General features: G+C 28.6%; 13 protein-coding genes. 9 read left to right on the top strand and 4 right to left on the bottom strand.

Annotated features, from left to right (window positions below; genetic code table 11):
- The first annotated feature begins 55 nt into the window (after window positions 1-55).
- The 4 genes from JHL18_RS03280 (at window position 56) to JHL18_RS03265 (ending at window position 3576) form a co-directional block, all read left to right on the top strand.
- On the top strand, window positions 56-1204 hold the full coding sequence (locus JHL18_RS03280) for a M50 family metallopeptidase (RefSeq protein ID WP_200266205.1): 1149 nt from the start codon (window positions 56-58) through the stop codon (window positions 1202-1204).
- Window positions 1205-1512: 308 nt separating this feature from the next.
- Window positions 1513-1836, top strand: coding sequence for a hypothetical protein (locus JHL18_RS03275; protein ID WP_200266204.1), 324 nt, complete (start codon window positions 1513-1515; stop codon window positions 1834-1836).
- Between the two features lie 396 nt (window positions 1837-2232).
- Window positions 2233-2385 (top strand): hypothetical protein, encoded by a 153-nt coding sequence (locus JHL18_RS03270; protein ID WP_200266203.1) that lies wholly within the window; start codon window positions 2233-2235, stop codon window positions 2383-2385.
- A gap of 129 nt (window positions 2386-2514) precedes the next feature.
- The gene (locus tag JHL18_RS03265; RefSeq protein ID WP_200266202.1) at window positions 2515-3576 is read left to right on the top strand and encodes a WG repeat-containing protein; all 1062 of its coding nucleotides are present in this window, start codon (window positions 2515-2517) and stop codon (window positions 3574-3576) included.
- A 106-nt stretch (window positions 3577-3682) separates the two neighbouring features.
- Here the strand turns inward: JHL18_RS03265 and fabV are convergent, their stop codons facing one another.
- Window positions 3683-4873, bottom strand: a complete 1191-nt coding sequence (gene fabV, locus JHL18_RS03260; protein ID WP_200266201.1) for an enoyl-ACP reductase FabV — start codon at window positions 4871-4873, stop codon at window positions 3683-3685.
- 387 nt (window positions 4874-5260) lie between these two features.
- On the opposite strand from fabV, the gene JHL18_RS03255 reads away from it, so the two are divergent.
- From JHL18_RS03255 to JHL18_RS03245, 3 genes are all read left to right on the top strand, one after another.
- Window positions 5261-5521, top strand: a complete 261-nt coding sequence (locus JHL18_RS03255; RefSeq protein WP_200266200.1) for a late competence development ComFB family protein — start codon at window positions 5261-5263, stop codon at window positions 5519-5521.
- 588 nt (window positions 5522-6109) lie between these two features.
- Window positions 6110-7207: an MGDG synthase family glycosyltransferase gene (locus JHL18_RS03250; RefSeq protein WP_200266199.1), complete on the top strand. Its 1098-nt coding sequence runs from the start codon at window positions 6110-6112 to the stop codon at window positions 7205-7207.
- A gap of 337 nt (window positions 7208-7544) precedes the next feature.
- On the top strand, window positions 7545-7928 hold the full coding sequence (locus JHL18_RS03245) for a hypothetical protein (RefSeq protein ID WP_200266198.1): 384 nt from the start codon (window positions 7545-7547) through the stop codon (window positions 7926-7928).
- A 259-nt stretch (window positions 7929-8187) separates the two neighbouring features.
- Here the strand turns inward: JHL18_RS03245 and JHL18_RS03240 are convergent, their stop codons facing one another.
- Both JHL18_RS03240 and JHL18_RS03235 read right to left on the bottom strand, forming a co-directional pair.
- On the bottom strand, window positions 8188-8805 hold the full coding sequence (locus JHL18_RS03240; protein ID WP_200266197.1) for a DUF3793 family protein: 618 nt from the start codon (window positions 8803-8805) through the stop codon (window positions 8188-8190).
- A gap of 22 nt (window positions 8806-8827) precedes the next feature.
- Window positions 8828-9250 (bottom strand): flavodoxin, encoded by a 423-nt coding sequence (locus JHL18_RS03235; protein ID WP_200266196.1) that lies wholly within the window; start codon window positions 9248-9250, stop codon window positions 8828-8830.
- A gap of 373 nt (window positions 9251-9623) precedes the next feature.
- On the opposite strand from JHL18_RS03235, the gene JHL18_RS03230 reads away from it, so the two are divergent.
- Window positions 9624-10319: a GGDEF domain-containing protein gene (locus JHL18_RS03230; RefSeq protein ID WP_200266195.1), complete on the top strand. Its 696-nt coding sequence runs from the start codon at window positions 9624-9626 to the stop codon at window positions 10317-10319.
- Between the two features lie 145 nt (window positions 10320-10464).
- Here JHL18_RS03230 and JHL18_RS03225 read toward each other — a convergent pair whose 3' ends face one another.
- Window positions 10465-10758, bottom strand: a complete 294-nt coding sequence (locus tag JHL18_RS03225; protein WP_200266194.1) for a hypothetical protein — start codon at window positions 10756-10758, stop codon at window positions 10465-10467.
- Window positions 10759-11539: 781 nt separating this feature from the next.
- Here JHL18_RS03225 and JHL18_RS03220 point away from each other — a divergent pair.
- Window positions 11540-12370 carry an RMD1 family protein gene (locus JHL18_RS03220; protein ID WP_200266193.1) on the top strand — a complete coding sequence of 277 codons (831 nt, stop codon included), beginning with the start codon at window positions 11540-11542 and terminating at the stop codon, window positions 12368-12370.
- Window positions 12371-12469 lie beyond the last annotated feature (99 nt).

The raw sequence follows: 12469 nt of genomic DNA, 5'->3' as shown, positions 1-12469 counted from the left end.
AAAATAAAAGGTATAATAGAAAAGGATAAAAATTAGTCATTATAGGAGAATATTCATGGCAAATAAGAAATCGACAATTGATGCAACCATTAACTTGATTTTTGGATTAGCAGTAGGTGTGGCTTTAGCCTTTATATTTGTAAAAAGACAAAGTATAAAAGTATTACACCTGCCAACAGAAAATATTAAACCTTATCATTGGATAGCAGTTATAATATTATTCTTTTTAGTTTTTTACCTTCATTTAGCTCTTCATGAGATTGGCCATCTTATAGCAGGTAGCTTGGTTAGATTTAAGTTGTTTAGTTATAAAATCGGACCTTTTGGATGGTATAGAGAAAATGATGAGCTCAAATATGGAACAGAAAGGAATCTAGGATATGGCAGCAGATGTTCTATGCTTCCAACTAGTACTGATAGAATATATTCAAGACTTGCTGTATATTCTTTAGGTGGAATTATTGTAAATGTTATTTTATCGTTAGTATTCTTTTTAGGATCAGTATATATAGCACCAAAAGAAAATAATTTTCTTTTAAGTGCATTTTTCATATTAGGATGGGGTGTAGGTATATTTACCGTCTTGATAAATATCATACCTTTTTCAAATAAAGGATTTAAAACTGATGGCTTGCTTGCGTTAAGTGTGATTAGAAAATCACCTGATGATATGGCTCAGTTAGCTACTGTATTAGTAAGTAATCAACTTATGGCTGGTATAAGACCTAGACATATTAATCCGAGTTTCTTTAGTGAAAACAACTATATAGCAGACAATGATATTTCAGGTGTTGTTATGAATTACTATAGATTTTATCACTTTTTAGATTTAGGTGATGAAGATAGAGCAATGAATTTTATAAGATTAATTGAAGAAAATATTGAAGTATATCCAGAACACTATAGAGCAGAGATGCTGTACAATGTATTTTATGCTTACTGTGCAATAAGTAAAGATAGCAGTAAGTCAAAAGATATCTTTGAAAAGATTAAAAACAGTATTTCACAGAATGATACTATATCTGGATATCGTGTAAAGATGGCATACGAGCTTTACATTAATAATGATTATAAGAAAGTTATAGAATTAGGTCGTTACGGATTAGGAGTTAAAGATAGTTATCCTGTAAGGGGAGAGGCTATTTTTGAAGCAGATCAGATTGAAAAGATGATAGATTCAGCTAAGAAAAACTTAAGTGATTAAGTTCAAGCAATTGCTATAAATTTAGATGATCGGTTTATATAATAATTATATAAATGTCTATTTTTAAGTAGGAAGGCTAAATAAGTATTTTATTTATTTAGCCTTCCTATTTATTACCAACAACTCTATAACTACTAAATAACAATAATAAAAAAAGTGCTTAATTACAAAAAGGTGTTAAGAAGATAGTGGGCATTGTCTAATAAACATATAGAGGATATATTTTTTTATCATATGCTTTAAAATTCATGATCTACAGTAATTTTGTCTATAGAATTTTCATATCAATATCTAGAGAAGGTGTATTTATGGAGGAAAGAATGGTGCCAAATGAATATATTATAAGAATTTTAAAATATGGTGTAATTACATTTGCTATTTTAGTAATAACTATTATTATTATTAGTTATAATTATGATGTTAAGGGCTTTACATCAATGTCTTTAGGACAAGACTGGTATATGGTATTTCAATATAGGAAAAAGAATAATAGTTTTATAATAGACTTTGGCTATTTATCAGTTACTATACCCATAATAATTGCAATAATTTCAGATTTTGTTTTTAGATTAGCCACAAGAAGAAGGGGTAAACTTAGGGATTCTAAGGCAAACAGAAGAGTAACTTTATAAAAATATGAACATATCATATATTGAAATATTAGAAGTGATTTATGGTAGAGAATAAATTAGTTTTTTATTTATATAATAGGTATGCATCGAAAACGGGAAATAAATGTTAAAAAATGTTAATAAATTTTTTATGTAATTAGATTGATTTTATTATATAATTAACTTATATAAAAAGTTAGGTTTTAATTAAAGAAAAATAGGTGTTTATTTATAAATGGTATTATGGATGTAACACTTTAATCCGAAATCTATTTTCAAAACTCCTCTGGGTTCTGAGAAGAGGGCTTTAAAATATAAACTTTATTACGAAGTGTGATATATCCATAGATTTTTTACGTGGGGTAGAAATGAAGAATTTATAGAATATGAGAGTTTGAGATGGGGAGTGTTTGGACGATGACAAAACTAAAGGAATTGGAAGAACAATTAGTTAACTTGAAACTACAAAAGAGAAATTTGATACTTGCGGGAAAAAAGACAGATGAAGTAGATGAACTTATAAAAGAAGTAGACAGAGATATAAAAAAAGAAAAAGAGCTTTCTAAATGATAAAGATAATTATGGAAGAGCATTCATTTTGAATGCTCTTTTATTATATTGTTCTCATCTATTTAAGTTCATAATTTTATGATTAAATCATATATCATATTATGAAGTTTAAGTAGTTTGGAGGAAACTATGTTATATAAGTTTTTAGAAGGAGAACTTTACGGTTTTATAAATGAGAAAGGTGATGTTGTTGTAGAACCACAGTTTCTAGGTCTTTTGCCAGCATCTGAAGGTTTTATTCCATTTTATCGAGAAGATGGTTATGGATTCATAAGCTATGATTGTAAAATATCAAAAACCTTTAATGAGTTTAGAGCATTTGAATTCTTTGGCGGAATGTCCATTATTGAAAGAGATGGACAATATGGATTTATTAATAAAAACTTGGATGTGATCGTTGAACCACAATATGATGGTGTTATGAACTTTTCAGATGGGTTAGCATTAGTTGAATTGGATGGTAAGAAGGGCTACATTAATTCAAGTGGAAAGGTACAAGTACCTATTAGGTATGAAGAAGCAAGCAGTTTTAGTGAGGGCTTAGCAGTTGTCGGTGATAATGAGAAAATGGGTTATATAGATATTAGAGGGAATCTAGTAATAAAGCCAAAATTTCATCGATGTAGTCTTTTTAGCGAGGGATTAGCTGTTTTTGAAGATGGAGATAAATATGGTTATATAGATAAGAGAGGAAGTGTTGTAATTCCTGCTCAATTTGATATGGCTGAGGGGTTTGTTGAGGGACTTGCTATAGTAATGAAAAATGGCAAGTTAGCTGTAATAAATAAGCAAGGTGGATATGTTACAGGGTTCTTATTTGACTATTCTTTAGAGTTTAGTGAAGGAAGATGTGCTGTAGGAATTGATAGAGGAGGAAAAGAGGTCTGGGGATATATAAATTCTTTAGGTAAACCAGCTTCTGACTTCAAATTTGAAAATGCATCTTACTATAGTGAAGGACTAGCTTCAGTACAGGAGAATGGCAAGTTTGGATATATAGATTTAAAAGGAAATTACAAGGTTAAGCCTGCATTACAAATGGCTTTTGATTTTGAATATGGGCTTGGAGAGTTTTTAATGGATGATAGAAATGGGTATATAAATAAGGATGGAAAAGTAATTTTCTACTCAAAGAACAAAGTAAATCTAGAAAAGTATATTATGGATAAGAGAGTGCTTTCTATAATGTAAGGTATTGAATGATTAAAAACAGCTATGTTATGGGAGATAAAACTCGTCATAATACAGCTGTTTTCTTCATGCTTTAGGAATTTATAATTTAATTATATATATCAAACTATATTTGAACTAAGTTAGGAATATCAATATTAGGATCTATATCAATATCATAATTTAATTCCTGATGACCGAACCCAAAAAGTTTAAAGAACTCATTTCTGAAGCCTTCAATATCAGTTAATTCTCTAATGTTTTCAGAGCTTATTTTATCCCATTGAATTAGTACTTCTTTTTGTACATCTTCTCTTAATTCTAAATCGTCTAATCTAATCATTTCACTTTCATCAAGTTTATTACCAGAATATAATTTTGAATCCATAAGTCTATATATTTGTTCAATGCAAGACTCATCAATATTCTTATCTTTCATTATCTTAAATAATAAAGCTATATAAAGAGGTACAACAGGAATTGCAGAGCTTGACTGAGTTACTAAAGCTTTGTTGGAAGATATATAAGCTTTTCCTCCTATACTTGAAAGATATTTGTTTAAACCGTCAGATGTTTTTTCTAAATGTTTTTTAGCTTCACCTATGGTTCCGTTTCTATATATAGGATAAGTAAGTTCAGAGCCTACATATGTATATGCTACTGTTGATGCACCTTCAGCTAAAACTCCAGCTTCTGATAAAGCTTTAATCCAAAGTTCCCAATCTTCTCCGCCCATAACTTTTCGTGTGCTTTCAACTTCATCTTCTGAAGCAGGAGAGATTGTTACTTCTTGTATTATATCAGTATGGAAGTTTACAGCCTTATTTGTATAAGCTTCACCTATTGGTTTTAATGTTGATTGATAAATCTGTCCTGTAATTGGATCAGTTCTTCTTGGGGAAGCAATACTATAAATAATTAAGTCGATTTTTCCTAAGTCATTTCTTATGAGCTCAATAGCCTTTTCTTTGACATCGTTAGAAAAAGCGTCGCCGTTTATAGTCTTAGAATAAAGACTATCTTGTTTTGCTAATCTTTCGAATTCAGCAGTGTTATACCATCCCGCACTAGCTGTTCTTGTTTTAGCTGCAGGTCTCTCAAATACAACTCCTATTGTATTAGCTTTTGCACCAAAAGCCATTGCTATTCTTGAAGCTAATCCGTAACCAGTCGAAGCTCCGAGAATAAGAACATTTTTAGGTCCTGTTATATTTTTTTGTTTTTTTATATATTCAACTTGTTCACGTACATTTATAGCGCAACCTTCAGGATGAGCTGTTAAACATATATAATCTCTAAATTTAGGTTTAATTATCATACTTAACTCCTCACGCGATATTTTATCAATAGAATATGTATTCTTAGTTTATCATAAATTAATTTGATATTCAAAGTAATTTGTTCAACAAAATCTTACTTGCAAAAGGTATAGTTATGGTTAAGCTGATGAATGTAGAGATAAAATGAGACTATCTTTTTAAAACAATTTGTGAATCGTAGTTATAAAACTTAAACTTAAATTATTTTAATAATATAGGATTTATCTATATAGATTGTTAATAAATGGACGAAGATATATATTGAGAATTATACAAGGTTTATAATAAATAAACTGATACTAGAATTAAGATAGTTAATATAATAACTTTAAAATACATTAAGAATAATCTTTATAGCAAATATAATTTACTTTTAGGAGAATAGGATGATAAAAAATTGTATGGAAGATATAGTAGAAGATTTACTTCCTGTGGTCTTAGTCAATTATAAAGGGGGATGTACTTGCAGTAGGTGTATAGATGATGTTAAGGCCATTGCTCTTAACAATTTAAAGCCACTTTATGCTGCTTCTGAAAATGGAAGGTTATACAACAAGATGAATGAAATGAAGACTCAGTTTAGAATAGATGTAATAAATGAATTGACCAAAGCTATGGAAAAGGTTTGTGAGAATCCATTTCACTGAAAATATATAAGTATAGTAAACTAAGAAAAAAGTCTTATCATGCATGTTGTGATAAGACTTTTTTTACGTTAAAGGAAAGTATAAAACTTTAGAGTTAGGTAAATCCAGGCATTTCAAAGGCTTTAGAAATTTTTTATGGCTATATAGTAAAAGAAAATAAAACTTGTTCAACTTCTAGGTTTTTACATAGGTAAGACAATGTAAAATCACCATATAAAAATAATTGATATTAATAACGATGAAATCTATAATTACTTTAAGATTTAATACTATAAAAAAATTTATTGCACATATTAACTTGGGATGTGTAAATTTAAAAATTTATTAAGTTAGGTTAAATATTACAACTTATTAAGGAAGTTAAGTATATATTTGGTATTATAATGATGATAAGAAGTTTTTACGAATTTGTTAAGAAATAATTCAGATTTACTTAAGAGAATTTTAATTAAATACCTTTATACTAAGTATTGTAGTTATTAAAAAAGTTTTTTAGAAGTAATACTTAAATATAAAGGTTAACTTGAAAATAAGATTTAACTTTAATATTTTCAACATTAAGTGTGAATATTAAAAGGAGTGATATATATGAACGGAAAGATATTAATTATTACAGCATCTACAGGACAAGGTCATAATTCGGTGGCAGATTCATTAAAAAATGAACTTCAAGACAAGGGGTATGAGGTTAAATGTATAGAGCCTATAAGAGAAAGTGCCAAGATGTTGGATAAGGTGGTATCTGGAGGTTATGAGATATTAGCAACTAAAACTCCAACTTTATTTGGTATGTTGTACAAAGCTAGTAATCATAGAGTTACTAGTGTGGGGTTAAACAAGATAATGGGAAGCTCTATAAAGGAAAGTACTTACGAAATAATAAAAGAATATAAACCTAGTTTAATAATATCAACACATCCTTTGCTTGTTAGTGTAATTTCTTCTTTAAAAGATGCTGGAAAAATAGATGTTCCATTTATTTCAGTAGTAACAGATTATAAGGCACACAGTTCTTATGTAAATTCTAGGGTAGACGGGTATATAGTTGGAAGTAATTACACTAAGAGTAGTCTTTTAGAAAAGGGTGTTGATGAGAAAAGGGTTCATACTTATGGAATTCCTATAAAAAGAACATTTTTAAATGCAAGTAATTCATTAAAGCAAGATGATATGTTCACTATACTTTTAATGGGAGGAAGTATGGGTGTAAAGTCCATGAAGAAAGCTTTGATTAGAATAATGGATGTAGATGTACCAGTAAGAGTTATAGTGGTTTGCGGTAACAACTTAATGCTTAAACAAGAGCTTGAAGGTATATATGAAAGTGTTCCTTTAGATAAGCAGCTTATCATACTTGGATATACTCAAAAGATTTCAGAACTGATGGATGCTTCTGATGTTATAATAACTAAAGCTGGCGGTCTTACAATCACTGAAGCGTTAAATAAAAAGCTACCTATAATAGTACCGTATTATATTCCGGGACAAGAAGAAGAGAATGTGACTTTTTTAGTTGGAGAAGAAGCTGCATTATATACTGAGTTAGACAGTTTAAATGAGGTTATAAAAGAATTATTTAATAATCCTAAGAAGCTTGAAGCAATGAGAGAGAATATAGAGCGTATAATTAAGGATACCTCTTTAGATAGTACTGTTGATTTATTGACGTCTTTATTAGCAATGTAATAGTATATTTAACTTTTTTACTATATAAGAAAATATAAAAAAGTTTTGGCTTCTAAACCTAAATAGTTTAATGATTTTAGAAGTTTTTTATAGTTATAAGAACGGCTGCATCTGCTTAGATTTCAATTTATTTAGATGTAGCCTTTATTTATAATAGTATTTTTTAAAATATTAGTTTCTAGCAATACTAATAATTAACTTTGTACCCAAAACAATTCTATTACATTCAAGTATATTTAGAGATAATATATAGAGGTAGTAAAATTTAAAGGTTATAAAATAAAGATGAATTGAAAAATCAATCATTTTTACAGTTAATATTTTAAGGGGTGCGTGGATGAAGATTAAATTAACTATTTCATTAGATGAAAGACTTATATTACCTATGAACTACAATCATGTACTTAAAGATGCAATAAATAAATGGTTTGATGATCCAAGTTATGGTTTGCTTATGGGTAAAGTTATAGGTGATGATAAAACTAGTTCTAAAAAGAGATTTACATTCTCTGAAATAAAAGGACTTAGAAAGATTAATGAAGCAGAAAATTATACTACCTTCTATAGGCAGTTTGAATTTGAGTTAGAAAGCTATGATGAATGGTTCATGATGTATCTTGCTAATAACTTAGCTATGGGACACTGGTTCTTGCTAGCTGGACAACCTGTCTTTGTGAGTGATGTGCAACTGTTAAGCATGGATGCGGCGCTTAATTACTAAATTAAAATATTTCAATTTAATATAAATACTATTTAATAAATTGAAGAAAGCCTATATCTTGCAGAAGAGATATAGGCTTTTAGTATAGTTTATAAGTAATTGTCTTTATTAACTTGGCGGCAGAGCCAAGTAATAAATGAATAGGGGTCAACAGTTATAGATGTACCGCTTCGTAATAGAATTTATATTTTTAAATTCTCTCACCAGGACTTGCGATAGTTTTAAAAATATATCTCGGTTTGAAGTGATACATATTTACTTAATTTAAAAATGGAGGTGTAAAGTTTTTGGTAAGCAAACGTACATCATTGCCATTTAAAATACAATTGGCAACTAAGTCTTTCGACTTATCATATAATTCAAATATTTCTTTAGCATAGCTTGCTTCAGAGTAAACCTTCCAGTAGCCAGATAATAAGCAAGGTTCGCTTCTCTTTATGAAGCCTTCTACGTCATGAAGTGGTATACCAAGAAAGACTCCGACTTCATGAGGAAAATCATTCGATTTTAGTCTTTTATATAAGTAATTCAGAACAACATCAGTGTTGTCTAAATCAGTATACCCATAATTTTTTAATAATGATCTGATTTTTTGGCACTTTAATATATTTGTAACGGAGGATTTATCATAAATTAGGATAGTTTCCCTATCGTTATATTGCTCTATAGACATATAGTCTAGTTCTAAATCAGACACAAATTGTAAGCTTATGTCATGCCATAATGGTAACAGGTTTCTTGTATTGTTAAATAAATTAATTATTGAACATGGTTTAACACCTGTTATTACTGGTGATATCAAATATGAAATAAAGGATTTAATATAATCTTCATCTCGCATAGTGTCTAACTGTCTAAAAAACAATAGGTTATCCAAATTAAAACCTCCTAAATACAATTTAGATTAGTGATTTAGCAAATTCTATACAGCGGTCTTCTTCATTGCCTTCAGGATATCCATTAACTATAAGTCCATCTGCTAACAGAATAGCGCCGTAGTCAGACATTCTATCTTGCCAATTTCTCATCCATTCTCCGTCTCCCCAACCATAGGATCCGAATAGAGCTACTTTTTTACCTGAGATAGCTTCTTTTATGGACTCGATAAAAGGCTCCATTTCTGTTTCTTCTATCACTTCATTTCCCATAGATGGTGATCCGAAGATTATTACGTCTGAATCTTCTATATCACTCTTACTTGCTGAAGAAACTTGTAATAGGCTAACAACTGAATTATGCTCAGATAGTGCAGAACTTATTAATTCTGCCATTTTTTCTGTATTGCCTGTACCACTATAGTAAATAATAGTTACCTTTGACATTAGTCTAACCACCTTTTTATTAAAATATTAGTAATGATATTCATTATCAGTTAAATGATAATATTTTATCATTTAACTGTCAATAGTTTATATGAAAAATGTTTATATTTTAACAATAAATTCATATAGTACATAATAAAAAATCTATAATAGCTTACCAATCTATATGCAAATATAAAGAAGTATGATTATTATCCTTGTAGTACTTTAGTTTAGCTACTAAAAGTACCATAATGTATACTAGTTAGTGAATTAACAAATTTTTAGAGTTAACATAATTTACATATTATTTTAAATGTAAACTATATATATTTATTATATTTATTAAAAGTGATATAATAATAAACGTATTTTTATATAAAAGAGGGATAAAATGGATAGGTTTTTCAATAAATTTGCCCCGTTTATTATTTCTGCCAATGTATTAATGCTTCATATTGTGGGATATATATTAGACTTATATATTGCAAGGAAATACATTATATTTTTATGGCTTGCAATTTCAGTTGTAGATGTGGTATTTGCTTTTAAGTGTGGAGTAACAATAAAGAATCTTCATGTATTTGCGTATACAGATAAGCTTACAGAGTTGTACAATAGAAGGTTTTTTGTTGGTAAGATTTTAAATGAAATGAAAAAAGTGAGACATAATGAGTTAGGAATATCATTGTTAATGATAGATGTGGACAACTTTAAATTAATAAATGATACCTACGGACATAGCGCTGGTGATTTAGTTCTAAAAGAACTAGCTGATATAATAAAGCCTAATATAAGATCTAAAGATACTATAACTAGATTTGGTGGAGAAGAATTTGCAATAATTCTACCTGAAACAAATAAGGAAAAGGCTATTATAGTAGCTGAAAAAATACGAAATTTAGTTGCAAGTCATGTGTTTAAGTTTAATGAAGATGAAAGAAGTATTACTGTGAGTATAGGTGTAGTTTCAGTTTGTGAAGAGATTGATACTCAATTGTTAGTGGATTTAGCTGATAGGGCGTTGTATAAGGCTAAAGAAATAAAAAATAAAGTTGTATATTCTGAAGTTGGAGATTTAGTTGTGTAATCGTATTATACATAAAGTTATGTCTTTGCATAATTGGACAAGCATTAATGGATTTAACCATATACAAGTAAAGAGTTCCTAGAGACAGATGCGCAAAAACTCGATGAAGGAGGTCACTTCAGCGAGTTTTTTATTATTGCTCAACTTATTTATTCGATTTAGATTTTATATTATTTTTTCTAGATAAAAATATATTTACAAAAAAATATAAGAATGTATACCCCAAGCCTAAGGAAGTTACGAATGCACCTTTAGCATTGCCTATAAGTGTTAAATCAGATGGATGGCCTAAGTAACTTTTATAATAATAATAAGTATAAAATGATGAATATAAAGAAGCTATAAGAAATATTATAGAAAGCTTAATCAAATCCTTTGTATCGCTTTTACAGTACTTTTCTATATTATCTAATCCTAAAAATTCATATATTTTCTTCATAAAAAACACCACCTAATTTTATAATCCTTAGGATTATTGACATTAAGGTGGTAAAGTATACCAGAGTAGGGGTGTTAAATTTGTTTTAACATAAGAAACATGGTGATATGACTAGCACTAATAAAGATAATTTATCACCTAAGTACAATCTTTCGACTATAAAAAAGCACATCACTACCAAGTATTAATGGTTCGCTCGACCTTATAAAATATTTACACAACTATATATAACCTTTCGGCTATATATAACCATTTCAACACTCAATAAAATCTTATCTCGACCTTATATGATAAGTTGGGACCTTATTATAATCAAGAAATGACTATAATAAAGCCTTTCCTAACCATATAAAATCTTATTTAAATAACAACAGTATTAACTGCAACTATTTAAATTCCTCTTACAAAAATAGATTAAACTATTTATAAGAATTGCCTTATCACCATGTTCCTTATGATATTAATATAACCTTAATAAAGATTTAAATGCGTGGAATATAAAGGAAATATTTTAAGTTTAGGCACTGCGCTAAAATTAATTGGTTAATCATCCGACGCTCTTTAGATGAACAACTCTATAATGAGTTTATATTTTTAGGATTAGAGTTGTTCATCCTTAATGAGCTTACGCAAAGAATTAATATTAAATGATACCTTTATAGTATATTAGCAATATAAATATGAATACTTATTAAAGTAGGGTTCTTTTAAGTGGATAGGATGTGAAGAAGTATTCAGTTTAATTTTTTATTTAACTTTTAGCAATTTTATGGAGGAAGCAATGAAAGAATATTTATTTAAGGCTAGAGCAATATGTAGTGAATTTAGCATATCTAATATAGCTAAGAGGTTTGATATAAATAGGAAGATAAAGTGGGAAGAACCATTAATACTTAAAGGTAGTCAGCTTCAAGGGTATGTTAAAAATATAGAAGATAAGGCTGTATATATCTATCATTTTGGCTCGATTGTATTTGTGAATTTTACAAATGATGAGATAGATGATTTTATAAATATAATTAAACTAACACCTAATAGTATTAAAAGTCTAAATAAATATATGAAGTATCAGTGCAGAGAAGATTTTAGGGTAGTTCTACATGAGCATATGGAAGAGCAATTAGAATATGAAAGCTTGGTTATAAACAGTATAGATGAACATCATTTTTCTATGACTGCTTTGGTTGTTGCAAAATCAGTTGCATTAGAGACTATAGAGGTAACAATGGATGTGGTTTTTGATGAGGTGGAGAAGATTATAAAAAGTCTTGAAAGTGGTAATCTTAACATTAATGAAAAACAGGCTGCATCTATAATTGGAAGGGTGCTATCTTTCAAACATACAACTATATCATACATAATGCTGCTAGATAAACCAGCCATCGCTTGGAAGAATGAAAGTGCTGAAAATTTATTTAATGATTTAGCTGATTTATTTGAACTTAATGATAGATATGAGAAATTAAATGCTAAATCACAAACTATGGTAGATATAATAGAAATATTTGCTAATTTGAGCCATTCTAAGAGAGCTAATAATCTTGAAATCATAGTAATATTATTAATACTCATAGAAGTAATAATGGCTTTTAGAGATTTAATATTTAGATGAAAGAGCATCCAAGTGAATTTATAAATCTATTTAAATAGGATTATGAATATTTTGGCTAAAATAAAAAATCAACTCAGCTAGAGTTGATTTTTTTGACAG

It is taken from the genome of Clostridium yunnanense (assembly GCF_016595795.1).
Classification (GTDB): domain Bacteria; phylum Bacillota; class Clostridia; order Clostridiales; family Clostridiaceae; genus Clostridium_AR; species Clostridium_AR yunnanense.
The sequence above is the reverse complement of the archived record's forward strand: the minus strand, read 5'-3'. Positions and strand labels throughout refer to the sequence as shown.